The organism is Pseudomonas benzenivorans (assembly GCF_024397895.1).
In the GTDB taxonomy this organism is placed as follows: domain Bacteria; phylum Pseudomonadota; class Gammaproteobacteria; order Pseudomonadales; family Pseudomonadaceae; genus Aquipseudomonas; species Aquipseudomonas benzenivorans_A.
Map to the genome: position 1 here is coordinate 3,739,325 of NZ_CP073346.1, position 22,610 is coordinate 3,761,934.

General features: G+C 67.8%; 23 protein-coding genes. 11 read left to right on the forward strand and 12 right to left on the reverse strand.

The annotated features are described in order from the left end of the window. Positions 1–3: 3 nt before the first annotated feature. Positions 4–1,542 (reverse strand): transcriptional regulator GcsR, encoded by a 1,539-nt coding sequence (gcsR, locus tag KDW96_RS17560; RefSeq protein WP_255837508.1) that lies wholly within the window; start codon positions 1,540–1,542, stop codon positions 4–6. A gap of 230 nt (positions 1,543–1,772) precedes the next feature. Between gcsR and mdcA the strand changes: the two genes are divergently transcribed. The 8 genes from mdcA to KDW96_RS17600 all read left to right on the forward strand — a co-directional run bounded on the left by mdcA (position 1,773) and on the right by KDW96_RS17600 (position 9,106). After that, positions 1,773–3,449: a malonate decarboxylase subunit alpha gene (gene mdcA / locus KDW96_RS17565; protein ID WP_255837509.1), complete on the forward strand. Its 1,677-nt coding sequence runs from the start codon at positions 1,773–1,775 to the stop codon at positions 3,447–3,449. Further along, on the forward strand, positions 3,449–4,336 hold the full coding sequence (locus KDW96_RS17570; protein WP_255837510.1) for a triphosphoribosyl-dephospho-CoA synthase: 888 nt from the start codon (positions 3,449–3,451) through the stop codon (positions 4,334–4,336). The genes mdcA and KDW96_RS17570 overlap by 1 nt, the downstream gene beginning before the upstream one ends. A 2-nt stretch (positions 4,337–4,338) precedes the next feature. Continuing rightward, positions 4,339–4,638, forward strand: a complete 300-nt coding sequence (locus KDW96_RS17575; protein WP_255837511.1) for a malonate decarboxylase subunit delta — start codon at positions 4,339–4,341, stop codon at positions 4,636–4,638. Positions 4,639–4,645: 7 nt separating this feature from the next. Beyond that, a complete protein-coding gene (locus KDW96_RS17580; RefSeq protein WP_255840557.1) occupies positions 4,646–5,497 on the forward strand; it encodes a biotin-independent malonate decarboxylase subunit beta in 852 nt (283 codons plus the stop codon). Further along, complete coding sequence (gene mdcE, locus KDW96_RS17585) at positions 5,494–6,300, forward strand: biotin-independent malonate decarboxylase subunit gamma (RefSeq protein ID WP_255837512.1); 807 nt, start codon at positions 5,494–5,496, stop codon at positions 6,298–6,300. The genes KDW96_RS17580 and mdcE overlap by 4 nt, the downstream gene beginning before the upstream one ends. Before the next feature lie 52 nt (positions 6,301–6,352). Continuing rightward, positions 6,353–6,997, forward strand: a complete 645-nt coding sequence (locus KDW96_RS17590) for a malonate decarboxylase holo-ACP synthase (RefSeq protein ID WP_255837513.1) — start codon at positions 6,353–6,355, stop codon at positions 6,995–6,997. Then, positions 6,994–7,929 carry a malonate decarboxylase subunit epsilon gene (mdcH, locus tag KDW96_RS17595; protein ID WP_255837514.1) on the forward strand — a complete coding sequence of 312 codons (936 nt, stop codon included), beginning with the start codon at positions 6,994–6,996 and terminating at the stop codon, positions 7,927–7,929. The genes KDW96_RS17590 and mdcH overlap by 4 nt, the downstream gene beginning before the upstream one ends. A 214-nt stretch (positions 7,930–8,143) precedes the next feature. Then, the gene (locus tag KDW96_RS17600) at positions 8,144–9,106 is read left to right on the forward strand and encodes an IS1595 family transposase (protein WP_255837515.1); all 963 of its coding nucleotides are present in this window, start codon (positions 8,144–8,146) and stop codon (positions 9,104–9,106) included. 65 nt (positions 9,107–9,171) lie between these two features. Here the strand turns inward: KDW96_RS17600 and KDW96_RS17605 are convergent, their stop codons facing one another. The 5 genes from KDW96_RS17605 to KDW96_RS17625 form a co-directional block, all read right to left on the reverse strand. Then, a complete protein-coding gene (locus KDW96_RS17605) occupies positions 9,172–10,512 on the reverse strand; it encodes a TRAP transporter large permease (RefSeq protein WP_255837516.1) in 1,341 nt (446 codons plus the stop codon). A 1-nt stretch (position 10,513) separates the two neighbouring features. Then, positions 10,514–11,068 carry a TRAP transporter small permease gene (locus KDW96_RS17610; protein ID WP_255837517.1) on the reverse strand — a complete coding sequence of 185 codons (555 nt, stop codon included), beginning with the start codon at positions 11,066–11,068 and terminating at the stop codon, positions 10,514–10,516. A 61-nt stretch (positions 11,069–11,129) separates the two neighbouring features. Then, a complete protein-coding gene (dctP, locus tag KDW96_RS17615; RefSeq protein WP_255837518.1) occupies positions 11,130–12,158 on the reverse strand; it encodes a TRAP transporter substrate-binding protein DctP in 1,029 nt (342 codons plus the stop codon). 95 nt (positions 12,159–12,253) lie between these two features. After that, positions 12,254–13,006, reverse strand: a complete 753-nt coding sequence (locus tag KDW96_RS17620; RefSeq protein WP_304665560.1) for a maleate cis-trans isomerase family protein — start codon at positions 13,004–13,006, stop codon at positions 12,254–12,256. 105 nt (positions 13,007–13,111) lie between these two features. Continuing rightward, positions 13,112–13,837 carry a haloacid dehalogenase type II gene (locus KDW96_RS17625; RefSeq protein WP_255837519.1) on the reverse strand — a complete coding sequence of 242 codons (726 nt, stop codon included), beginning with the start codon at positions 13,835–13,837 and terminating at the stop codon, positions 13,112–13,114. Positions 13,838–14,018: 181 nt separating this feature from the next. Here KDW96_RS17625 and KDW96_RS17630 point away from each other — a divergent pair, with 181 nt between their 5' ends. After that, the gene (locus KDW96_RS17630; protein ID WP_255837520.1) at positions 14,019–14,684 is read left to right on the forward strand and encodes a GntR family transcriptional regulator; all 666 of its coding nucleotides are present in this window, start codon (positions 14,019–14,021) and stop codon (positions 14,682–14,684) included. Positions 14,685–14,698: 14 nt separating this feature from the next. Here the strand turns inward: KDW96_RS17630 and KDW96_RS17635 are convergent, their stop codons facing one another. From KDW96_RS17635 to arsN2, 4 genes are all read right to left on the reverse strand, one after another. Beyond that, entirely contained in the window at positions 14,699–15,622 is a 924-nt protein-coding gene (locus KDW96_RS17635) for a LysR family transcriptional regulator (protein ID WP_255837521.1), read from the reverse strand. A 104-nt stretch (positions 15,623–15,726) separates the two neighbouring features. Continuing rightward, positions 15,727–16,029: an I78 family peptidase inhibitor gene (locus KDW96_RS17640; protein ID WP_255837522.1), complete on the reverse strand. Its 303-nt coding sequence runs from the start codon at positions 16,027–16,029 to the stop codon at positions 15,727–15,729. Between the two features lie 63 nt (positions 16,030–16,092). Then, positions 16,093–17,004, reverse strand: a complete 912-nt coding sequence (locus KDW96_RS17645; RefSeq protein ID WP_255837523.1) for an EamA family transporter — start codon at positions 17,002–17,004, stop codon at positions 16,093–16,095. A gap of 92 nt (positions 17,005–17,096) precedes the next feature. Continuing rightward, positions 17,097–17,555: an arsenic resistance N-acetyltransferase ArsN2 gene (gene arsN2 / locus KDW96_RS17650; RefSeq protein ID WP_255837524.1), complete on the reverse strand. Its 459-nt coding sequence runs from the start codon at positions 17,553–17,555 to the stop codon at positions 17,097–17,099. Positions 17,556–17,740: 185 nt separating this feature from the next. Between arsN2 and KDW96_RS17655 the strand changes: the two genes are divergently transcribed. Then, complete coding sequence (locus tag KDW96_RS17655; RefSeq protein WP_255837525.1) at positions 17,741–18,400, forward strand: hypothetical protein; 660 nt, start codon at positions 17,741–17,743, stop codon at positions 18,398–18,400. Between the two features lie 19 nt (positions 18,401–18,419). Here the strand turns inward: KDW96_RS17655 and KDW96_RS17660 are convergent, their stop codons facing one another. Together KDW96_RS17660 and KDW96_RS17665 are read right to left on the reverse strand one after the other, a co-directional pair. Next, a complete protein-coding gene (locus KDW96_RS17660) occupies positions 18,420–19,352 on the reverse strand; it encodes an SdiA-regulated domain-containing protein (protein ID WP_255837526.1) in 933 nt (310 codons plus the stop codon). A gap of 76 nt (positions 19,353–19,428) precedes the next feature. Further along, positions 19,429–20,046, reverse strand: a complete 618-nt coding sequence (locus tag KDW96_RS17665) for an eCIS core domain-containing protein (protein WP_255837527.1) — start codon at positions 20,044–20,046, stop codon at positions 19,429–19,431. 196 nt (positions 20,047–20,242) lie between these two features. Here KDW96_RS17665 and KDW96_RS17670 point away from each other — a divergent pair, with 196 nt between their 5' ends. Next, positions 20,243–22,606, forward strand: coding sequence for a DNA polymerase II (locus KDW96_RS17670; protein ID WP_255840559.1), 2,364 nt, complete (start codon positions 20,243–20,245; stop codon positions 22,604–22,606). The last annotated feature ends 4 nt before the right edge of the window (positions 22,607–22,610 follow it).

Sequence of the window (22,610 nt, forward strand, 5' to 3'; positions counted from 1 at the left end):
CGCCTAGCGCCTGCCGGTGATGCCGTATTTGCGCAGGCGCATGGCGATGGCGCTGTGCGAGGTCTGCAGCCGGGCGGCCAGTTGCCGGCTGGAGGGATGGCTGACGTAGAGCTTCTCCAGCAGGGCCTTCTCGAAGCCGGCCACCGCCGCTTCCAGGCTGCCGATGTCGCCGTCGAGTGTCGGCGGCGCCACGGCGGTGCCGGCGATGTCCAGGTCGTCGATCTGCACCAGGTTGCTCTCGCAGATGGCCGCGGCGCGGAAGATCACGTTCTGCAGCTGGCGCACGTTGCCGGGCCAGCGGTTGGCCAGCAGCGCCGGGTAGGTGTCCGGCGCCAGGTGGCACTGCAGCCGCTGGATCTGCGTGCAGGCCTGGCGCATGAAGTGCCGCGCCAGCAGCAGGATGTCCTGGCCGCGCTCGCGCAGCGGCGGCACTTCCAGATTGAGCACGTTGAGCCGGTAGAACAGGTCCTCGCGGAAACCGCCGTCGCTGACCATCTTCTCCAGGTCGCGGTGGGTGGCGCTGAGGATGCGCACATCGACCTTGACCTCGCGTTCGCCGCCGACCCGGCGGAAGCTGCCGTCGGAGAGGAAGCGCAGCAGCTTGGCCTGCAGGTAGGGCGACATCTCGCCGATCTCGTCGAGGAATACCGTACCCTGGTTGGCCAGCTCCAGCAGCCCCGGCTTGCCGCCGCGCTGGGCGCCGGTGAAGGCGCCGGGGGCATAGCCGAACAGCTCGCTCTCGGCCAGGTTCTCCGGCAGGGCGGCACAGTTCAGCGCCAGGAAGGGCGCGTTGCGCCGGGCGCTGATGGCATGGCAGCCGCGGGCCACCAGCTCCTTGCCGGTGCCGGTTTCGCCGTGGATCAGCAGCGGCGCATCGAGGCTGGCGACCCGCAGGGCGCGGGTCTTCAGGGTGCGGATCGGCACCGACTCGCCGAGCAGCGAATCGAAGCCTTCGACATGGTCGTGATGCAACGCCGCCAGGCGCTCGCCGATGCGGCTCGGCGCATACAGGGTGAGCAGGCCGCCGGCCAACTGGTGCAGGCCGGTATCGCCGGTCTCGCTGATCGGCGTGGCATCGAGCAGCAAGGCCTGACCGTTGAGGGTGACCTCACGCAGTGGCAGGCGGAAGCGGTGCTCCAGCAGCGCGGCGTGCAGGCTCGGGTCGGCGAACAGTTCGCCCAGGGGCAGGCCGTCCGGCTCGCGCCCGCACAGGTCGGCCAGGGCCGGGTTGGCCAGCAGCACGCGGCCCTCGCCGTCGACCGCCAGCACCGGGTCGCTCATCGCCGCCAGCAGGGCGTCTAGCTGCAGCCGGCGACGCTGGCCGGGAAGGATGTCGACGACGGTCACCGCCTGTACGCCGCGCACCTGGAACAGCGCCTCGCGCAGCTCATCGAGCACCGCGGCGCTCAGCGCCGGCGCGTCGATATAGACGTTGGGCGGCACCATCTCCACCGCGTCCAGGTTGAGGTTGCGCCCGCCGAGCAGGGCCAGGACCTCCTGGGTGATGCCGACGCGGTCTATAAAGGTGACGTGGATGCGCATAGATTTGGGCTGGGCGGCTCGGATGCAGGTGCAGCAGTATGACTGGTCTGCGCCCCGGCGTTAACCGAGATGGCGGCTCCGTGCCGTCATTCGCCCGCTCCGGGGCGGATGCCAGCGCGTGCGGCTCGGCGATTATTACCCTGAGCGTAACGATGTGCCCCCGCGCTTGATTGATGGACCCGGCCGGGGACCCTAAGGTGGCCGACGATCGCGAATTTCATGGAGCCATCATGACGACAACAATCTCCACGCCACCCCAGTGGTCGCGCAGGCGCAGCGAAAAGCAGCGGCGCCTGGAGCGTGTGCGCGCCCTCGCCGATGGTGTGGTGCTGCCCAGCGACCAGATAGTCGCGGCCCTCGAAGCCCTGATCGCCCCGGGTGACCGCGTGGTGCTGGAAGGCAACAACCAGAAGCAGGCGGATTTTCTCTCCCGCGCCCTGGCCAAGGTCGACCCGGGTCGCCTGCACGACCTGCACATGATCATGCCCAGCGTCAGCCGCGCCGAGCACCTGGACCTGTTCGAGCGGGGCATCGCGCGCAAGCTCGACTTCTCCTTCGCCGGACCGCAGAGCCTGCGCATCAGCCAGCTGCTGGAAGACGGCCTGCTGGAAGTCGGCGCCATCCACACCTACATCGAGCTGTACTCGCGCCTGCTGGTCGACCTGATTCCCAACGTCGTGCTGGCCGCCGGTTTCAAGGCCGACCGTGCCGGCAACATCTACACCGGCCCCAGTACCGAGGACACCCCGGCCCTGGTCGAACCCGCGGCCTTCAGCGACGGCATCGTCATCGTCCAGGTCAACGAGCTGGTGGATGACGTCAGCGAACTGCCGCGGGTGGACATCCCGGCCTCCTGGGTCGACTTCGTGGTGGTCGCCGACCGGCCGTTCTACATCGAGCCGCTGTTCACCCGCGATCCGCGCCACATCAAGCCGGTGCACGTGCTGATGGCGATGATGGCGATCCGCGGCATCTACGAGAAACACAAGGTCCAGTCGCTCAACCACGGTATCGGCTTCAACACCGCCGCCATCGAGCTGATCCTGCCGACCTACGGCGAGTCCCTGGGACTCAAGGGCAAGATCTGCCGCAACTGGACGCTCAACCCGCACCCGACCCTGATTCCGGCGATCGAGAGCGGCTGGGTGGAAAGCGTGCACTGCTTCGGCACCGAGCTGGGCATGGAGAACTACATCGCCCAGCGCCCGGACGTGTTCTTCACCGGCCGCGACGGCTCCATGCGCTCCAACCGCATGATGTGCCAGCTGGCCGGTCAGTACGCGGTCGACCTGTTCATCGGCGCGACCCTGCAGGTCGATGGCGACGGCCATTCCTCCACCGTCACCCGCGGCCGCCTGGCCGGCTTCGGCGGCGCGCCGAACATGGGCCATGACCCGCGCGGCCGGCGCCATGCCACGCCGGCCTGGCTGGACATGTGCGCGCCCGGCGGCGAAGGCCCGGTGACCATGCTCGAGCGCGGCAAGAAGCTGGTGGTGCAGATGGTCGAGACCTTCCAGGAGGGCGGTAAGCCAACCTTCGTCGACACCCTGGATGCGGTCGAGGTGGCGAAGAAGAGCGGCATGCCGCTGGCACCGATCATGATCTACGGCGACGACGTGACCCACCTGCTGACCGAGGAGGGCATCGCCTACCTGTACAAGGCGCGCTCCCTGGAGGAGCGCCGGGCGATGATCGCCGCGGTCGCCGGGATCACCGCCATCGGCCTGCGCCATGACCCCAAGGACACCGAGCGCATGCGCCGCGAAGGCCTGATCGCCCTGCCGGAAGACCTGGGCATCCGCCGCGCCGATGCCAGTCGCGAGTTGCTGGCGGCCAAGAGCATCGCCGAACTGGTCGAGTGGTCGGGCGGCCTGTACAGCCCGCCGGCCAAGTTCAGGAGCTGGTGATGCGGGCCGTCAATGCACTGAATGTCCAGCAGCCGCAGCTGAGCCTGTCGGAAGTCCTTGCCGACCTGGCGGTGGATGCGCTGATCGACGAGGCCGACCTGTCGCCCAAACCTGGGCTGGTCGACCGCCGCGGCAGCGGCGCGCACACCGATCTGCACCTGGGCCTGATGCACGCCTCGGCGCTGTCGTTGTGGCCGACCTTCAAGGCCATGGCCGACGCCGCGCTGCACTTCGGCGAGATCGCCCAGCCGCTGCGCGAAACCCTGGGCCGGCTCGGCCGGGAAGGCGAAGTGGACATGCTGGGCATCACCCAGGGGGTGAATACCCATCGCGGGGCGATCTGGGCCATGGGCCTGGTTACCGCCGCCGCCGCCCTGGACTGGCGCGAGGCCACGCCGGCCGCGGTCACCCTGCGCGCCGCGCGGATCGCCCTGATCGGCGATCGCGCCGCGCCCCACTGCGACGCCAGCCATGGCGCCCAGGTGTGCCGCCTGTACGGCGTGCGCGGCGCCCGCGAGGAGGCGCAGCTGGGCTTTCCCGCGGTGATGCAGCTCGGCTTGCCGCAGCTGCTCGGCAGCCGCGCCGCCGGCGCCGGGGAGCAGAATGCGCGCCTCGATTCGTTGCTGGCGATCATGACCACCTTGAGCGATACCTGCGTGCTCTACCGTGCCGGCCTGGCCGGTCTGAGCAGCATGCAGAGCGGCGCCCGCGCGGTGCTCCAGGCCGGTGGTTGCGCCAGCCTGGATGGCCGCCGGCGCCTGCGTGAACTGGATAGCGACATGTTGAGGCTGCGTGCCTCACCCGGCGGTGCAGCCGATTTGCTCGCCGTGACTTTATTCCTCGACCGCCTGGCGCCCGCGTTGCAGGCGCAGATTGGGAGTGACTGAACATGGAAACCTTGTCTTTTGAATTTCCCGCCGGGCAACCCGCCCGCGGACGTGCCCTGGTCGGCTGTGTCGGCTCGGGCGATCTGGAAGTGCTGCTCGAGCCCGGCGCGGCCGGCACCCTGGCGATCCAGGTGGTGACCTCGGTCAACGGCAGCGCACCGCGCTGGCAGCAGCTGTTCGAGCGCATGTTCCGCGAGCAGAGCCTGCCGGCGCTGAGCATCGCGATCCACGATTTCGGCGCGACCCCCGGCGTGGTCCGGCTGCGCCTGGAGCAGGGACTGGAGGCGCTGAACCATGAGTGACACAAGCCTGGACCGGGTCAGCCGCCTGCTGCAGCAACGCAGCTTCGTCGAGCTGGGCGCCCGTCAGCGCGCCCAGGCGCTGCTGGATCCCGGCAGCTTCCGCGAGCTGCTCGATCCCTTCGAACGAATCACTTCGCCCTGGCTGCCCAAGCAGGGCATCGTGGCCCAGGCCGATGATGGCGTGATAGTCGCCAAGGGCCTGATCGACGGTCAGCCGGCGCTGGTCGCCGCCATCGAAGGCGCCTTCCAGGGCGGCAGTCTTGGCGAGGTCGGCGGGGCGAAGATCGCCGGTGCCCTGGAACTGGCCGCCGAGGACAACCGCAATGGCATACCGACCCGCGCCGTGCTGCTGCTGGAAACCGGCGGTGTGCGCCTGCAGGAAGCCAACCTCGGCCTGGCCGCCATTGCCGAGATCCAGGCGGCCATCGTCGAGCTGCGCCAGTACCAGCCGGTGATCGGCCTGATCGCCGGCCCGGTCGGCTGCTTCGGCGGCATGTCGATCGCCGCCGGGCTGTGTAGCTACCTGGTGGTGACCCAGGAGGCGCGGCTGGGCCTCAATGGCCCCCAGGTGATCGAGCAGGAAGCCGGCGTGGAGGAGTACGACTCACGCGACCGGTCGTTCATCTGGAGCCTGACCGGCGGCGAGCAGCGTTTCGCCTCGGGCCTGGTCGACGCCTATGTCGCCGACGACCTGGAGCAGATTCGCCAGCAGGTCTCGGCGCTGTTCCGCCAGGGCCAGCCAGCCCTCGAGCGCAGCCGCCGGCACGCCTGGTACCTGGCGCGTCTGCAGGCCGTCGATACAAGCATCCAGGCGGACGCCGCCGCGGTGCGCAACGCCTACACAGGAGAGTCGGCATGAACGCTGCTGTCGAACAACGGGGCCGCAACTGGTTCAACGCGCTGAGCGACGGCGCCAGCCCACTGGCCGGCCTGCCGGCCTCGCTGTTGGTCGCCGACACCCGGCTGGGCGGGCGCGCCGCACGGCTGCTGGCCGTGGTTGCCGACGACGACAACCCCTTTCCGCGGGCGCGCAACGGTGAGGTCGGCCTGCTCGAAGGCTGGGGCCTGGCCCAGGTCATCGACCAGGCCATCGAGGCGGATGCCGACGGCGCCGAGAAGCGTGCGCTGATCGCCATTATCGATGTGCCGAGCCAGGCCTATGGTCGCCGCGAGGAAGCCTACGGCATCCACCAGGCCCTGGCCGGCGCCGTGGACAGCTACGCCCGTGCGCGCCTGGCCGGACACCCGGTGGTCGGCCTGCTGGTCGGCAAGGCCATGTCCGGCGCCTTCCTCGCCCATGGCTACCAGGCCAACCGCCTGATCGCCCTGAACGATCCGGGGGTGATGGTGCATGCGATGGGCAAGGCCTCGGCGGCGCGGGTCACCCTGCGCAGCGTCGAGGAGCTGGAGGCCCTGGCTGCCAGCGTGCCACCCATGGCCTATGATCTGGACAGCTACGGGTCCCTCGGCCTGTTGTGGAAGACCCAGGCGGTGAGCGACGCGCTGCAGCCCACTGCCGCGGATGTCGCCGTGGTGCGCGACTGTCTCGCGGCGGCCCTGGAGGACATCGCCGGCACTGCGGTCGACCTGCGCGGGCGACTCGGGGCGGCCAATCGCAGCGCCTCGCTGAAGGTGCGCGAGTTGCTCAAGGCGCAGTGGTAGCGCGCCGTCCCTGCTCGGCGCGGTGCCTGTTCAGAAGACGGGAGGTGCCTGCATGACCGATCACGCCGGTGCGCCCAGGCCCCACGACCTGCTCTGGGGCCTGGGCGCCGAGCAACTGCCGGATAGCGCGCCCGCCTGGGCCCTTGAGGCGCTACGCCAGCAGCCGCCGGTGGTGGTGCGGCGCGCCGTTGCCGCGCCCGGCTGGGTCGCAGTCGGCGTCCGCGGCCAGTCCCGCGACCAGCGTTTCGCCACCTGGATGCGCCTGGGCGACATTCGCCGCCGGCTCAGCCCGGAACGGCTCGCCAGCGCGCGCGGCTGGCACGACCATCCCCATTCGCACTGGCCCGCCTTGCGCGCCCTGAGCCTGCTGCAGGCGCCCCTGGACGGCTGCGGCCTGGCCTGGGGCGTGACCGGCAGTATTGGCTTCGAGCTGGCCAGCGGCCTGGCCGCCGCCCATGCCGGCAGCGACCTGGACCTGGTGCTGCGCACGCCTGCGCCGCTTTCTCGGCAGCGGGCGGGGCAATTGTGCGCCCTGTTCGGCGATCTGCCGGGCAAGGTTGACGTGCAGCTGGAAACCCCCCACGGGGCCGTGGCGCTGCGCGAATGGGCCAGCGGAGCGACGCGCGTGCTGCTCAAGGCGCAGGACGGACCACGGCTGGTGGCCGACCCCTGGGCGCCGCTCGGATCGCCCGCATGAGCACGCTCTGGGCCTTTCCCGGTCAGGGTGCCCAGCAGCCCGGCATGCTCCATCAGCTGCCGGACGAACCGTCGGTGCGCGCCTGCCTGGCCGAAGCCAGCGCGGCGCTGGGCGAGGACGTGCTGGCGCTGGACTCCATTCAGGCGCTGGCCTCGACCCGCGCCGTGCAGCTGTGCCTGCTGATCGCCGGGGTGGCCTGTGCCCGCCTGCTGGCCCAGCGCGGCCATCGCCCGGACTATGTGGCGGGGCTGTCCATCGGCGCCTACGCGGCGGCGGTGACCGCCGAATCCCTCGAATTTACCGATGCCGTGCGGCTGGTTGCGCTGCGCGGCGAGCTGATGCAGGCCGCCTATCCAAGCGGCTATGGCATGACCGCCATCCTCGGCCTCGACCTGGGCCAGGTCGAGCGCCTGATCGCCCAGGTGCACGGGCCGGCGCAGCCGGTCTACCTGGCCAATATCAACGCCGAGAGCCAAGTGGTGGTCGCCGGCAGCGTCGCCGGCATGACCGCCCTGGCCGAGAGGGCGCGGGCGGCCGGCGCCGGGGCGGCCAAGCCCCTGGCAGTCAGCGTGCCGTCCCATTGCGAGCTGCTCGCCGCTCCCGCCGAGCGCCTGGCCCGGGCCTTCGCGAAGGTCGAGGTGCGCCGGCCCGGCGTGCGTTACCTGAGCGGCAGCTCGGCGCGCCTGATCGTCGATGCGGACAAGCTGCGTGACGACCTGGCCTATAACATGTGCCGCGTGGTCGACTGGCACAGCACCCTGCAGACCGCCGTCGAACGTGGCGTGCGCCTGCATCTGGAGATGCCGCCCGGCGCCGTGCTCAGCGGCCTGGCGCGGCGGGTCTTCGGCGCCGGCGCGGTGGTCGCCTTCCAGGGCACCCGCCTGGACAGCCTGGACGCCCTGTTGAGCCAGGCCCAGGGGCTGGACCGCTAAGCCGCTTCTCCTCCCTCCCATCTGCTGTCCAGGGCCTCGCTGCCGTGCGTGGCGGCTGAGTCGCACCGGCTGGCCGCCCCGCTGCGCGGTCCGGCAGCCTGCGCCCCGCCCACGCCAAGCCGGCCAATCCAGGGCATAAAAAAGGCTATGTACCAACGATGTGTTGCGAGTACTAATCTAAACGGCAGAGTTCCAATCAGGAGGTCTGCCGATTATGGATACTCAAGCCTTTCACCACTGGCTGGCTCAACTGAGCCAACTCAGCGCCCATCAGAAATCTACGCTTCATCAGGCACTGCGGAACCCGCCGGCGACAGAAGTGCTCGATTGCCTGCCGGCGCTGCAGCGTTGCCCGCATTGCCAGACCAATGCGAATCAGCTTGCGCCCTGGGGTTGGTCGCGCAGTCTGCGCCGCTATCGTTGCCGTAGTTGTCGACGGACTTGCACCGCGCGCTCAGCAACAGGCCTTGCCCGCCTGCACTACCCCGAACGCTGGAAAGACTACGCCCAGGCACTGATTGACGGGCTTAGCGTGCGCAAGGCGGCCCAGGCATGCGGCATCAGCAAAAACACCGCTTTCCTCTGGAGGCACCGCTTCCTGGCTGCAGCGGCTGAGCATCACGCCACGCATGAGGCAGGGATTGTCGAAGTGGATGAGACGTTCTTTCTGGAGTCCTTCAAGGGCCAGAGGCAGTTGCCTCGGCCGCCCCGTAAACGAGGTGGGGTGAGCGTGACCCGCGGCACGGGTAAAGACCAGATCCCGGTGATGGTGGTGCGCGACCGGGAGGGCCACACCGCTGACTTCAAGTTGGCCAAGCTCGATGCCAATCATGTGCGAGAGGCGTTGATGCCGCTGATCGACCGGGAGGCCGTGCTCTGCAGTGACGGGGCGGCAGTCTATGCCAGCTTTGCCCGGGCACAGGGCATCACCCATCAGGTCGTGCATGCCCGCCCCGGCCAGCGAGTGCGCCAAGGCGCTTTCCATATTCAGAACGTCAACGCCTACCACAGCCGCTTGAAGAGCTGGATGACCCGCTTTCACGGCGTGGCCACCCGCTACCTCCCGAATTACCTGGGCTGGCGCCGCATGCTAGAGCGCTATCAGCGGAATATTCGGCCGGCTCACTGCATTCAGGAGGCGGTAGGCAGAACCCTGCAACACGCTATTGGTACATAGCCATAAAAAAACCATCGCGCCCGCTGCCGGACGCGATGGTTGGGGTGTCGTCGGTGCTGCGCGAATCAGTCGTAGAACATGTTCGGCAGGGCCGTGACGATCTCCGGGAAGACCGCCAGCAGGATGATGTACAGGCACATGATGGCGATGAACGGGAGGATGCCGCGGGCGATCTCGCCGAAGGAGATGTCCGGGGCGATGCCGTTGATCACGAACAGGTTGAGCCCCACCGGCGGGGTGATCAGACCCAGCTCCATGTTGATGGTGAGGATGATGCCGAACCAGATCGGATCGAAGCCGGCCGCCAGGATCGCCGGCAGTATCACCGGGGTGACCATCAGGATGATCGCCACCGGCGGCAGGAAGAAGCCCAGCCCCAGCAACAGGATGTTGACCCAGAACAGCAGGGCCCACTTCGACATCTCCAGGCTGATCAGCCATTCCGCGGCGCTCTGGCTGATGCGCAGGTAGCTCATCACGTAGGTGAAGAGGAACGCCATGGCCATGATCATCATGATCATGCAGGACTCGCGGGCCGAGCCGAGCAGGATCGCCTTGATGTCATTCCAGCGGTAGCAGCCGTAGAGCAGGGCGACCAGGATCATCGCGCCGAAGGCGCCGAGGCCGGCCACTTCGGACGGGGTGCCCATGCCGCCGTACATGGCGAACATGATCATGCCGATCAGCAGCAGGAACGGCAGCAGGCGCGGCAGCGACTCGAAGCGCTCGGCCCAGCTGAAGCTTTCTTCCTTGAGCAGCTCGCCACTGCTGGCATGGCCGCTGCCGGCCTGGGCCTGCTTGCGCTCATGGAGGAACTGCACGACCACCCAGCAGGCGAACAGCAGGGCCAGCAGCAGGCCGGGGATGATGCCGGCGACGAACAGCTTGCCGATCGATTGCTCGGCGATCACGCCGTAGATGATCAGGGTGATGCTCGGCGGGATCAGGATGCCCAGGGTGCCGCCGGCGGCGATCAGGCCCGAGGCCAGGCCGCTGGAGTAGCCGCGCTTGCGCATCTCCGGGATGCCGATGCCGCCGATCGCCGCACAGGTGGCCGGGCTCGAACCGCACAGGGCGGAGAAGATGGTGCAGCCGGCGACGTTGGCCACGCCGAGGCTGCCGGGCACCTTGTACAGCCAGCGGTAGGCCGACTCGTAAAGGTCCACCGAGGCCCGGGTCTTGCCGATCGCCGCGCCCATCAGGATGAACAGCGGGATGGTCAGCAGGGTGAAGTTGTCCAGTTCGCCGAAAATGGTTTCGGCGATCATCCCCAGGTTGCTGCTGGGCATGAACAGGAACATGAAAGTCAGGGCCGAGGATCCCAGGGCGAATGCGATGGGCATCCCGGAGAACAGCAGCACCAGGGTGAAGGCCGTGTACAGCAGGCCGATTTCTAATACGCCCATGTCAATCTCCCAGAGATGGCTGGTGTTGATGGGAGGCCGCTATCTGCTCCGCATCACTGGCCTTGAGCGCAAATTGCTCGATGATCTGCACCACGAACTGCAGGGTCAGCAGGCTCATGCCGATGGCCATGAAGATGTAGGGGATCCACAGCTTGGGCGCCCAGGAGGAACTGGATTCCCAGCCGCCATCCCAGGCCTCGTGCCAGTAGAGCCAGGACTGGTAGGCGACGAAGCCACAGAACAGCATCGACAGGACATCGCCCAGCAGGTAGCGCCAGCGGTTCCACTTGGCCGACATGACCTCGTCGAGCACTTCGATGCCGACATGGGCGCGCTCGCGCTGGGTCTGTGCCGCGGCGAGGAAGGTCGCGGAAATCAGCATGAAGATGCTCAGCTCGATCACCCAGTCGTTGGAGATCTGGAGCAGGTAGCGGGTAAGCACTTCGTACACCAGCACCAGGGTGCAGGCGACGATCAGCAGGGCCGACACGTAGGCCATCAGGCTGTTGCAGCCCTTGATGGCCTCGCCGATGCAGCGCCAGGCATTGTTGTTCATATACGGATACCTCAAAAGCAAGCCCCCGGCTCCGTGCGGAGCTGGGGGCAGGAGGGGCGTGTCACTTCACCGCGGTGGCCATGTCCAGCAGTTCCTGACCGTTCCTCACCTCTTCGGCGAAGTCCTTCCAGGAGCTGCCCTTGGCCAGTTCGCGCCACTGGGCGAAGGCGGCGTCATCCATCCGGTAGGCCTTCTTGCCGGCCTTCTCGAAGACTTCGGCGACACGGAAGTCGTCCTTCTTCGACTCGTCGATGCTGAACTGTTCCAGGCTGGCACCGACTTCCATCACCATCTTCTGCTGTTCGGGCGACAGGCGCTCGAAGGTGGACTTGGCCATCAGTAGCGGCTCGAACATGAACCAGAAGGTGTTCTGCTCGGCGGTGGTGACGTGGTCGGCCACTTCCTCCAGGCGGAAGCTGAGGATCGAGGTGCTGGAGGTCACGGTGGAGTCCAGTACGCCGGTCTGCATGGCGCTGTAGACCTCGTTTGACGGCACGTTGGTGACCGAGGCGTCGCCGGCCTTGAACATCATGTCCATGTGCTTGCTGCCGCCGCGGATCTTGGTGCCCTTGATGTCTTCCGGCAGCAGCACTGCCTTGGGCTTGGCTGCCACGCCGCCGGCCTGCCAGATCCAGGTGATGACCTTGACGCCCTTGTCTTCGAGGATGCGCTCAAGCTCCTGGCCGATGGGCGCCTGCTTCCAGCGGTGACCCTGCTCGTAGCTGGTGACCAGGCCGGGCATCAGGGTGATGTTCACCTCCGGGATCTTGCCGCCTTCGTACGCCAGCGGGTACAGGGTCATGTCGATCGAGCCCTTCTGCAGGGCGCCGAACTGGGCCGGGGTCTTGACCAGGGAACTGCCCGGGAAGATCTCGAACTTCAGCTCGCCGTTGCTGCGCTGCTCGACTTCCTGGGCGAACTTGCGCACCAGGCGGTCACGGAAGTCGCCTTCATCGATGGTGCCACCGGGAAACTGGTGGGACACCTTGAGGGTCATGCTGTCGGCCGCGACCGCGCTGAGGCTCATGCCCAGGCTGAGGAGGCCGGCGATGGCGCCGGAGAGGATGGTTTTATGCAGTGCGTTCTTCATTGAGGTCTCCATTGTTTTTGTTTTGTGCGGTTGAGGCTGGGCGGTGCAGTTGTAACGGATTCGATCCTCCAGGGTTATTAGCCGAAAGAATGGGGTCAGTACTTACCCGACAGCAGGGAGCCGAAGCCGGGGGCGTAGGTTTTCAGGCCGAGCTTCTTGAGCATCATGTAAGCGGTCGAGACGGAGCCGGAGAGCACCGGCAGGCCGACACGGTCCTCGATGATCTGGATCGACTCGAGCGACGGCATCTGCACGCAGGCCGAGGCGACGATGGCGTCGACGTTGGTGTTCAGGCGTTTGGTGATCTCGGCCGGGGCCAGCGGGTCCTGGCGGGCCACTTCCAGGTTGTCCGGGATCTCCAGGGAAATGCTGTCGACCACCTCGATGCCCTCGCTTTCGATGTAGTCGATGACCAACTGGGTCAGCGGCTTCATATAGGGGGTGAGAATCGACACCTTCTTGGCGCCGATGGCGTTCAGGCCCTGGATCAGGGCGCCGGCGCTGGTCACCACCGGCGCCGGGCCGCCGGCCGCCACGGTGCGTTCGTGCAGGCGCTGCTCCGAGATGCGGTGATAGCCGCGGCCCATGCTCATGATCGCCACCAGGCAGGCGTAGCCAAGGACGTCCATGCGCGCATCGGCCAGCTCCAGGGCGCAACGGTCGGAGTCGCGGTCCATGGCCTCCAGCTCCTCCTTGGTGACCTTCTGCATGCGCATGCGGCTGGAGTGGAAGGTGAAGCGCTCGGGTTCGACGCCTTCACGGGCGCGCAATATCGCCGGAATTTCGGTTTCCATGGTGGTATTGGAGCTGGGCACGATCTGGCCGATGCGGTAGCTGGTTCTGCTCATAAAAGTTGCCTGTTCATTGGATGCATGGGTGCTAGGCCCCGGGGCAGCTGCGCTGCCGGCCGAGACCCCGGTGCTGCTGGGGGAAGTCTGTTTCTGGCCTCGTACTCAGAGGCCCAGCTGGGCGGCGAGGTCGTTGAAGTCCTCGGCGACCAGGTCGAATTCGTCCGCCTCATAACGATAGGGCGGGTAGCCCTCGCCGAACTCCAGCGGACGGATCACGTAGGCGGTGCGGCAGCCCTGGGCGCGGGCGGCGCGCAGGTCGCTGGGATGGGCGGCCACCAGCATCAGTTCGTCGATCGCGATGTCGAGCAGCCGGGCCGTACCCTGGTAGGTCTGCGGGTCGGGTTTGTAGTGGCCGAACAATTCGGCGGAGATCACGCAGTCCCAGGGCAGCCCGGCCTGCTTGGCCATGTTGGTCAGCAGCGAGAAATTGCCATTGGACAGGGTGGTGAGGGTGAAGCGGCGCTTGAGTCGCGTGAGGCCTTCGAGGGAATCGGCCCAGGGCTGCAGGCGATGCCAGGCACGGTTGAGGTGGTCGCGTTGGGCGTCATCCAGGCCGGCCAGGCCGAAAGGCTCGACGATCGAGTCGAGGATCAGGCGGTGCAGCGAATCGATGTTCATCCAGGGCAGTTCGCCCTTGCGCACCTGGTCCATGGCCGGGGCGTAGCCATCGCGCCAGGCGTCGGCGAACTGCGTCCAGTCGCGCTGGATGTCCAGGGCTGTGCCGATCTGCTGTGCTTCGCGGCTGATGCTGCCGCGCCAATCGACCACGGTACCGAACACGTCGAAGGCGAGTGCTTTGACCTTGCCCAGGGAAGAGAGATCCGACATCACGGTTAACCTCCAGCGCGGCAGTCTGTTATCCACGGCCGACAAGGCGGCTGTAAATCCAGGCAGGCCAGGCTTAAGATGCACCCATAGCCTCTATCGGGTGCAATGTTTGTTGTTGTGCATGCAAGATAGAGGATTCAGAATGCATGTCAATAGCCGTGTATGCAGGAAAGGGTTATCCATGAACAAGATGCGCTCGGAAGCAGTCCGCGACGAAATTGAAGAACTGATAGCCTTCGGCAAGCTGCCGCCCGGCAAACACCTCGACGAGACCGAGCTGGCCGAGCGCTTCGGCGTGTCCCGCACGCCGGTGCGCGAGGCGCTGAACCAGCTGGCCAATGCCGGCCTGGTGGAGATTCGCCCGCGCCGCGGCGCGGTGGTTGCCGAGGTCGGCCCGCAGAAGCTGGTGGAGATGTTCGAGGTCATGGCCGAACTGGAGGGCATGTGCGGGCGCCTGGCGGCGCGGCGCATCAGCAAGGAGCAGGAGGCGGCGCTGGTGGCGGCGCAGCAGGCCTGCGAGGAGGTCCGCGCCTCCGGCGACCCCGACCTTTACTACGAACGTAACGATGAGTTCCACGGCATCATCTATACGGCGAGCCAGAACTCCTTCCTGGTCGAGCAGGCCTGGGTGCTGCGCCGCCGTCTGCGGCCCTATCGCCGCCTGCAGCTGCGGGTACGCGATCGCATCCCCACCTCGCTGAACGAGCATGAGGCCATAGTCGCGGCGATCCAGGCCGGCGACGGCGACAAGGCCAACGAGCTGTTGCGCGAGCACGTGATCATCCAGGGCAAGCGCTTCGGCGACCTGATCGCCAGCCTGCCGTTGCTGCACGCCCAGGCGGACTGAGCCGCCTTGTCCGCCTAAGGCGCGGGCCTATTGTTGACGCTGTACATGCGGCATTCGGCCAGCAGGGCGAGCAGGTTGGGGTCACGCTCCTTGGCCTTGAGGAAGACCACGCCGATATGCTGCTGCAGGTGGTACTGGGCCTGCAGCGGAATCAGCTTCACCCGGTTCTCGTAGACCGCCGCGATGCGCCCCGGCAGCAGGGCGTAGCCGACTCCCGAACTGACCATGCTGAGCAGGGTGAAGACATCGTTCACCTGCATCGCCACCTTCGGCTCGAAGCCCGCCTGCTGAAACACCCGCACGCCATCCTGGTGGGTGGAGAAGCCCTGGGTCAGGGTGATGAAGCTGGCGTCGTGCAATTCGGCCAGGTCGACCTCGGCGCGCTGGGCGAACGGCGATTCGACCGGCACGGCGAGGAACATGTCGTCGGCGAACAGCGGCAGCTGTTCGCAGTCCGGGTCGTTGATCGACCCGTCGAGGGACACCAGGATGGCGTCCACCTCCATGTCCTTGAGTTTGTGCAGCAGGTCGACGTTGGAGCCCAGGATCAGGTCGATATTCAGCTCGCTGCGGCGCAGCTTGAGGCCCATGATCAGCTGCGGCACGGTCTTCACCGTCAGCGAGTAGAGCGCGCCGAGTTTGAAACGCTCGGCGGAGAAGCCGGCGGCCTCGCGGGTCAGGCGCACGCTGTCGAGCACGTCATGGATCAGTCGCTGGGCCCTTTCTTCGAGCACGTAGGCACTCCTGAGTGGCAGCAGGTTGCGCCCCTCGTGCTTGAACAGCGGACAGCGCAGGGCGTTTTCCAGGGAGTGGATGGCGCGGTGCACGCTGACGTTGCTGGTCTCCAGTTCGGCGGCCGCGCGGCTCAGGTTGCCGCTGCGCATAAAGGCCAGAAAGATTTCCAGCTTCTTCAGGGTGAACTCTTCGTCGATCAGCATGGTGCAGTGGGCCCGGGCAGTACGAGGGTCGATTGTGCCGCATTGGTGCCGGACATGGCTTGCGCTCTCGGCGAAAACACCCAGGCCGGCGCGGCGCCGATCGCTCAGCCGCAGTGGATGCGCTGGATCAGCTCGGCTTCGTCGATGTGAATGGTCAGGCGCTGCGGATCATGCTCGAGGGTCGTCATATCGCCGGGCGCCAGCACCCGCACCGATTTCGCCCCGGTCTGCTCCCGTGCCCGCTCGACCCGCTCGGCGGTGGCCGGCTTGCCGAGCATGCCCGGTACCGCCTCGGCGCGGCAGCTGGTGTCGCCACCCGGGTCGCTCGGCTTCGCCGGCGAGCTGCAACCCGCCAGCAGAACGAGCAGGGCCAGGCAGGCGGCGCTGGGGATGGGTTTGATCGGCATGCGAAGGTCCTCCTTGGGGGCGGTTGATGGCGCATTCGAGCCGTTGCCAGCAACGACTCTTGCCTATGGTTGTTTACGATAGGTCAGCAGGACGATGCCGCCGACCACTATGGCCCCGCCGAGCAGTTGCAGCGGGCCCAAAGTCTGGCCGAGCACCAGCCAGCCGAGCAGCAGGGTCGCCACCGGCTCGACGTTCATCACCGGCGCGTTGCGCGCCATGTCCAGACGCGGCATGCAGATGAACAGCAGGCTGAAGCCGGTGCCGTAGAGCAGGGCCAGCACCGCCAGGGCGATCCAGCCGGTGGTACTGGCCGGTTGCGCGGCGCCGCCCGGTATCAGCTCCAGGGCGCCGGCCAGCAGGGAACTGGCGAACACCACCAGCATGGTCAGCATGCTGCGCACCGAACCGCGCAGGCCCGCCAGCCGGTGCTCGGTCACCCACAGGGCACTGGCGAAGGCGCAGGCCGCGCACAGCGCCAGGCCGATGCCCAGCAGCGCTTGCGGGCTGGCCTCTGTGTCGCTGCCCAGGTAGGCCGGCACGTCCAGGGCGAACAGCAGGCCGAACAGGATCAAGCCCATCAGCCAGGCCGTGCGCCGGGTAGGCGGCGGCCCGCCGAGGGCCCAGGTGAGCAGCGCCAGGATGATCGGGAAGGTGCTGGCGGCGAGCAGCGCCAGGGCCACCGGGATGCGCGCCACCGCCGAGTACAGACACAGGCTCTGGGTGGCGAGCAGCAGGCCCATCAGCAGCTGCCAGGGCCAGGTTCCAGGGGGCAGGCGCAGACTTTGACGCTGATAGAGCACCAGCGCGCCGAGCACCAGCAGGGTCGTGCCCGAGCGGCAGAGCACCGCCAGCAGCACGCCGGCATCGTCGTCGAAGGCGACGCGGGCAGCGACATGGTTGCCGGCCAGGATGCAGGCGAGGGCGGCCAGCAGCAGTACGGCGAGATGGCGGGGGAACAACGCATTGGCGGACATGGTGCGCGGGAAATCCTTGGCTGACCTGCGGCGCTGTTGCCGCCGCCGGCGAAGAGTAGCGCACTTGCCCGTGACGGGGTCAGCCCGAGGCTCTATTTCGAGCTATCAGCAGCGGGCCGCCCCAGGGCCTTGCACAGCAGGACGGAGGAGGCCGGACAGAGACCGGCGAACTGCGCGGTGGCCTGCACGGCGGGCGGCGCCTTCGATTTTTCCATGGGCCGATAGCCGAGCCGGATGAAGTAGTCGGCGGCGCTGGTGGTCAGCAGAAACAGCTGCTCGGCGCCCTGGGCGCGGGCGCGGGCTTCGCCGAATGCCACCAGCTGCGCCGCCAGGCCCTGGCTGCGGTAGGCCGGGGCCACCGCCACGGAGCGCAGCAGGCCGACCGCGCCCATGGTTTCGAGGCCGACCACGCCGATCAGCCCGAGCCCGTCGCGCAGGCCGAAGAATTGCTGGGCGGGACCGGGCGCGATATCGGCCACCGGCAGATCGCAGGCGCGCAGCAGCGCCAGGATGTCGTCGAGCTCGTCGATCGGGGCAATGGGCGGCGTCATGGGCGCGACTCGCGTTCAGGTGCGCCGCCGGTGGCGCGGCGCCTTGAGCCGCAGTTTGGCAATTTTTTCGGTCACCCGACAGTACCCGGGGGCCGACATGAGGTACGCCGGCGGACGTCGCCGTCATCTAGGCTCAAGGGGTGTCACTCGGCGCTGGGGGGCGTTATCTCACTGGAGGATTAGCTATGTACAAGACGATGCTCTACCGCACCCTGCCCGCCGCCCTGCTCGCGCTCAGTTGCAGCCTGAGCAGCCAGGCGGGCCCGGCCGACATGACCTTCTTCGTCACCAGCCAGGGCATGGGCAAGGGGGCAGACCTGGGTGGCCTTGTCGGCGCCGACGGCCACTGCCAGCGCCTGGCCAGCAGCGCCGGCGCCGGTCAGCATACCTGGCATGCCTACCTCAGCACCTCGGCACTCGACGGTGCAGTGGCCGTCAATGCCCGTGATCGCATCGGCCCGGGGCCCTGGCAGAACGCCAAGGACGTGGTCATTGCCGGCAGTGTCGCCGAGCTGCACGGTGACAACCGGCTGAACAAGGACACCGCCCTCGACGAGCGCGGTGAAATGATCAAGGGCCGCGGCGACTCGCCGAACCAGCATGACATCCTCACCGGCTCCCGGGCGGACGGCACGGCATTCGCACCTGGCGAGGACCGCACCTGCGGCAACTGGACCAGCAGTGCCGAAGGTGCCGCCCAGGTCGGCCACCACGACCGCATGGGCCTGCGCGACGATGCGCCCTCGCGCTCCTGGAACTCCTCGCACCCCAGTCGCGGCTGCAGTCAGGAGGCCCTGATCGGCACCGGCGGCGCCGGCTTGTTGTACTGCTTCGCGGTGGACTGATACGGCCCGAGACGAGCGGCTAGGGCCCCTCGGCGCGGGGCCTGAACACGTACAGCAGGTTGGGTTCGCTGACCAGGTAGAGGGTGCCGCGCTCGTCCATGGCGACGCCTTCGGCCTGGGGCACCGCTCGTTGCAGGCCGTGCCAGTGGCGACTCAGCTCGAGGAAGCTCAGGGTCCGGCCCTGGGGACTGATCTCGCTCAGCAGGCGCGATTCGTCGCTGAGCACCAGCAGGCTGCCACTGGCCGGGTCGTAGTGCAGCCCCGCCAGGTCGTCGTTGAACGCCAGCGCAGCCCGCGCCTGGGGCAGATCGCGCTGCAGGCTCAGCGATTGCGGCGCAGGCCGCCCGAGCAGCCCGTGCAGCTTGTACAGACGCATGGGGTCGCGCTCCTTGATCACATACAGACCGTTGTCCGCCGGGTCCCAGGCCACTCCCTCGAAGCCCTTGTTGGTGCCGCTTCCCTGGTCGAGGGCGAAGCTGCGGGCGGCACCGCGATCGAGCTGGGTGGCATCGTCGGCCAGTTCGATGAGGATGAGGCTGTGCCTGCGCTCATCGGCCAGCACATAGCGGTCGCCGCCGACCCAGTCGACGCCTTCGACGTCCTCGAAGCCCCGCAGCTCGATGCGCCGCAGCAGCTCGCCCTCGGGGCTGAGTTCCAGCAGCTGGTTGGGCCCGTTGAGGGCGAGGAACAGGGTCTGGCGCTGCCGGTTCCAGGTCAGCCCCGAGGCGTTGTGCGCGACCCCTGGCAGCGGCCGTGCTTCGACCTCGACGCGGTAGTCGGACAAGTCTATGGCGCGCGCCTGTTGTTCGGCGGGGATGCTCCAGTGCAGCCAGGCGAGGTACAGGCGGTCGTCCAGACCCGACCACAGCAGCAGCTGGTGCAGGAGCAGCAAAGAGCAGTAAGTCAGTGCCAGTGACTTCAGCCAGGGCAGGGGCCAGCGGCGAGCGGGCATGGGCAACGGCATTCTTATCGGACGTTATTAAGACGGACGCTGCTCACCCCGGATAGTTCAAACCCTGGGGCGATCGCTAGGGCGTGGGCGCGGCCTCGGCCGGGGCCGCCGCCAGGGCCTTGGCCACCGCGCGCTGGATCTCGTAGGCCGGCGCCTCCACCGCCGCGTGGTCGCGGGTATAACGGCTGGCGAACGCGCCGACGCCCCATTGCTGGTACTGCTGCACGTGTTTCAGCTCATGGGCCCACAACGCCACATCGTTGAGCGCGTCCTGCTCGTGGCGGAAGACGATGATGTCGATCAGGGTCACGGCGCGCACGTCGGGGTTCTGCAGCAGGGTGTGTCCGGCCGTCAGCTGGACATCCTCGCCGACCTTGTAGCGGGCCGAGTCGAGCACCTGCAGGTCGTAGTAGGGCTCGAGGTGGGCGCGGATGTGCAGCGGAATGGGGTGGGTCGTACCGGCGGCTGCCGCGTTGCGCGAGCGCACCAGCCACTGTTCCAGGCTCGTCGCGGCCATCTTGCCGACGTCGTCGAAGATGGCGCCCATCTCCTCGCGGCTGCCGGGGGCGCAGAAGCAGGCGACCACGCACACCTGATGCTGCCCGGGCGGGCAGGCGAAGGCGCAATGACTGGAACCGAGACCAAGGAGCAGTGACGCCAGGCGCAACAGGCGGCGCGAATAGGCAGCTGACAAAGGGGGCTCCCACAAGCAATGAGGATCGACACGACTGGGCGCGGCCCAATCGCGGGTTGGACCGCGGCGGCGGGCGTTCGTTAGCGCCGGCCCGGAGAATTTTCCGCCGTGCGCCCATGGCCTGGCCAGCGGCCGCGCAATCTCCGCCCTTGGCACGTAGAATCGCCTGTTGAAACAGAAACTTGGGGTTGCAGCGGTGGATCTACAGCAGGGTTTCGTGCTGACCCGGCACTGGCGCGATACGCCCGCAGGCACCGAAGTCGAGTTCTGGCTGGCGACCGACCAGGGGCCGCGGCTCATCCGCCTGCCGCACCAGCCCTCGGTGGCCTTCATTCCCGCCGAGCAGCGCGAGCGTGCCGAAGCGCTGCTGCGGGGCGAACGCGAGGTGGAGCTGCGGCCCCTGGAGCTGTGTGATTTTCGCCACCGCCCGGTACTGGGTCTGTATTGCCGCCAGCACCGCCAGCTGATGCGCCTCGACAAGCTGTTGCGCCAGCAGGGCGTGAGCGTCTACGAGGCCGACATCCGCCCGCCCGAGCGCTACCTGATGGAGCGCTTCATCACCGCGCCGGTGCGCTTCGACGGCCGCGCCGACGAGCACGGCGTGCTGCTCGACGCGCGCTTGAAGCCGGCGCCGGACTACCGCCCCAGCCTGCGCCTGGTCTCCCTGGATATCGAAACCACCGCCCAGGGCGAGCTGTACTCCATCGCCCTGGAAGGCTGCGGCCAGCGCCAGGTCTATATGCTCGGGCCGGCCAACGGCGCCGACCCGGCGCTCGATTTCAGCCTCGACTACTGCGCCAGCCGCGCCGAGCTGCTCGAGCGGCTGAACCAGTGGCTGGCCCGCCACGACCCCGACGCCATCATCGGCTGGAACCTGGTGCAGTTCGATCTGCGCGTGCTGCACGCCCATGCCGAGCAGCTGCAGGTGCCCCTGCGCCTCGGGCGCGGCGGCGAGGCGATGGAGTGGCGCGAGCATGGCAGCCGCAACAGCCACTTTTTCGCCGCGGCGGCCGGGCGGCTGATCATCGACGGCATCGAGGCGCTGCGCTCGGCGACCTGGAGCTTTCCCTCGTTCAGCCTGGAGAACGTCGCCCAGACCTTGCTCGGCGAAGGCAAGTCGCTCGACAACCCCTACCAGCGCATGGACGAGATCGACCGCATGTTCGCCGAGGACAAGCCCGCCCTGGCGCGCTACAACCTGCGCGACTGCGAGCTGGTGACCCGGATCTTCGCCAAGACCGAGCTGCTGACCTTCCTGCTCGAGCGCGCCACCGTCACCGGCCTGCCCGCCGACCGCAGCGGCGGCTCGGTGGCCGCCTTCACCCACCTCTATATGCCGCAGATGCATCGCCAGGGCTTCGTCGCGCCGAACCTCGGCGAACGCCTGCCCGAGGCCAGCCCCGGTGGTTTCGTCATGGACTCGCGTCCGGGGCTGTACGAGTCGGTGCTGGTGCTCGACTACAAGAGCCTGTACCCCTCGATCATCCGCACCTTCCTGATCGATCCGGTGGGCCTGGTGGAGGGCCTGCGCCATCCGGCCGACAGCGACTCGGTGCCGGGCTTTCGCGGCGCCCGCTTCTCGCGCAGCCGCCACTGCCTGCCGGCCATCGCGGCGCGAGTCTGGCAGGGGCGAGAGGCGGCCAAGCGCGAGGGCAACCAGCCGCTGTCCCAGGCGCTGAAGATCATCATGAACGCCTTCTACGGCGTGCTCGGCTCCAGCGGTTGCCGCTTCTTCGACCCGCGCCTGGCCTCCTCCATCACCCTGCGCGGCCACGAGATCATGCGTCGCACCCGCGAGCTGATCGAGGCCGAGGGCTATGCGGTGATCTACGGCGACACCGACTCCACCTTCGTCTGGCTCAAGCGGGCCCATGGCGAGGAGGATGCGGCGCGCATCGGCCGGGCGCTGGTGCAGCGGGTCAACCAGTGGTGGCGCGAGCACCTGCGCGCCGAATTCGGCCTCGACAGCGCCCTGGAGCTGCAGTTCGAGACCCATTACAGCCGCTTCCTCATGCCCACCATCCGCGGCGCCGAGGAGGGCAGCAAGAAGCGCTACGCCGGCCTGGTCTGCCGTGCCGATGGCAGCATCGAGATGGTCTACAAGGGCCTGGAAACCGTGCGCACCGACTGGTCGCCGCTGGCCCGACAGTTCCAGCAGGAGCTCTACCAGCGCATCTTCCTGCGCCAGCCCTACCAGGACTACGTGCGCGACTACGTGCGCCGCACCCTGGCCGGCGAACTCGACGAGCTGCTGGTCTACCGCAAGCGCCTGCGCCGGCGCCTGGACGACTACCAGCGCAACGTCCCGCCGCACGTGCGCGCGGCGCGCATCGCCGACGACTACAACGCCCGCCAGGGCCGGCCCCTGCAGTACCAGAGCGGCGGCTGGATCAGCTACGTGATAACCCTGGCGGGGCCGGAGCCGCTGGAGACCCGGCAGGCGGCGATCGACTACGACCACTACCTGACGCGCCAGCTGCAGCCGGTGGCGGACGCCATACTGCCGTTCGTCGACGATGACTTCGGCAGGCTGGTGGACGGCCAGCTCGGGCTGTTCTAGGGCG

Bases quoted from the DNA above. Each gene is read 5' to 3' on its own strand.
- gcsR (WP_255837508.1), bottom strand. From the start codon at position 1,542: ATGCGCATCCACGTCACCTTTATAGACCGCGTCGGCATCACCCAGGAG.
- mdcA (WP_255837509.1), top strand. From the start codon at position 1,773: ATGACGACAACAATCTCCACGCCACCCCAGTGGTCGCGCAGGCGCAGC.
- KDW96_RS17570 (WP_255837510.1), top strand. From the start codon at position 3,449: ATGCGGGCCGTCAATGCACTGAATGTCCAGCAGCCGCAGCTGAGCCTG.
- KDW96_RS17575 (WP_255837511.1), top strand. From the start codon at position 4,339: ATGGAAACCTTGTCTTTTGAATTTCCCGCCGGGCAACCCGCCCGCGGA.
- mdcE (WP_255837512.1), top strand. From the start codon at position 5,494: ATGAACGCTGCTGTCGAACAACGGGGCCGCAACTGGTTCAACGCGCTG.
- KDW96_RS17590 (WP_255837513.1), top strand. From the start codon at position 6,353: ATGACCGATCACGCCGGTGCGCCCAGGCCCCACGACCTGCTCTGGGGC.
- mdcH (WP_255837514.1), top strand. From the start codon at position 6,994: ATGAGCACGCTCTGGGCCTTTCCCGGTCAGGGTGCCCAGCAGCCCGGC.
- KDW96_RS17600 (WP_255837515.1), top strand. From the start codon at position 8,144: ATGGATACTCAAGCCTTTCACCACTGGCTGGCTCAACTGAGCCAACTC.
- KDW96_RS17605 (WP_255837516.1), bottom strand. From the start codon at position 10,512: ATGGGCGTATTAGAAATCGGCCTGCTGTACACGGCCTTCACCCTGGTG.
- KDW96_RS17610 (WP_255837517.1), bottom strand. From the start codon at position 11,068: ATGAACAACAATGCCTGGCGCTGCATCGGCGAGGCCATCAAGGGCTGC.
- dctP (WP_255837518.1), bottom strand. From the start codon at position 12,158: ATGAAGAACGCACTGCATAAAACCATCCTCTCCGGCGCCATCGCCGGC.
- KDW96_RS17620 (WP_304665560.1), bottom strand. From the start codon at position 13,006: ATGAGCAGAACCAGCTACCGCATCGGCCAGATCGTGCCCAGCTCCAAT.
- KDW96_RS17625 (WP_255837519.1), bottom strand. From the start codon at position 13,837: ATGTCGGATCTCTCTTCCCTGGGCAAGGTCAAAGCACTCGCCTTCGAC.
- KDW96_RS17630 (WP_255837520.1), top strand. From the start codon at position 14,019: ATGAACAAGATGCGCTCGGAAGCAGTCCGCGACGAAATTGAAGAACTG.
- KDW96_RS17635 (WP_255837521.1), bottom strand. From the start codon at position 15,622: ATGCTGATCGACGAAGAGTTCACCCTGAAGAAGCTGGAAATCTTTCTG.
- KDW96_RS17640 (WP_255837522.1), bottom strand. From the start codon at position 16,029: ATGCCGATCAAACCCATCCCCAGCGCCGCCTGCCTGGCCCTGCTCGTT.
- KDW96_RS17645 (WP_255837523.1), bottom strand. From the start codon at position 17,004: ATGTCCGCCAATGCGTTGTTCCCCCGCCATCTCGCCGTACTGCTGCTG.
- arsN2 (WP_255837524.1), bottom strand. From the start codon at position 17,555: ATGACGCCGCCCATTGCCCCGATCGACGAGCTCGACGACATCCTGGCG.
- KDW96_RS17655 (WP_255837525.1), top strand. From the start codon at position 17,741: ATGTACAAGACGATGCTCTACCGCACCCTGCCCGCCGCCCTGCTCGCG.
- KDW96_RS17660 (WP_255837526.1), bottom strand. From the start codon at position 19,352: ATGCCCGCTCGCCGCTGGCCCCTGCCCTGGCTGAAGTCACTGGCACTG.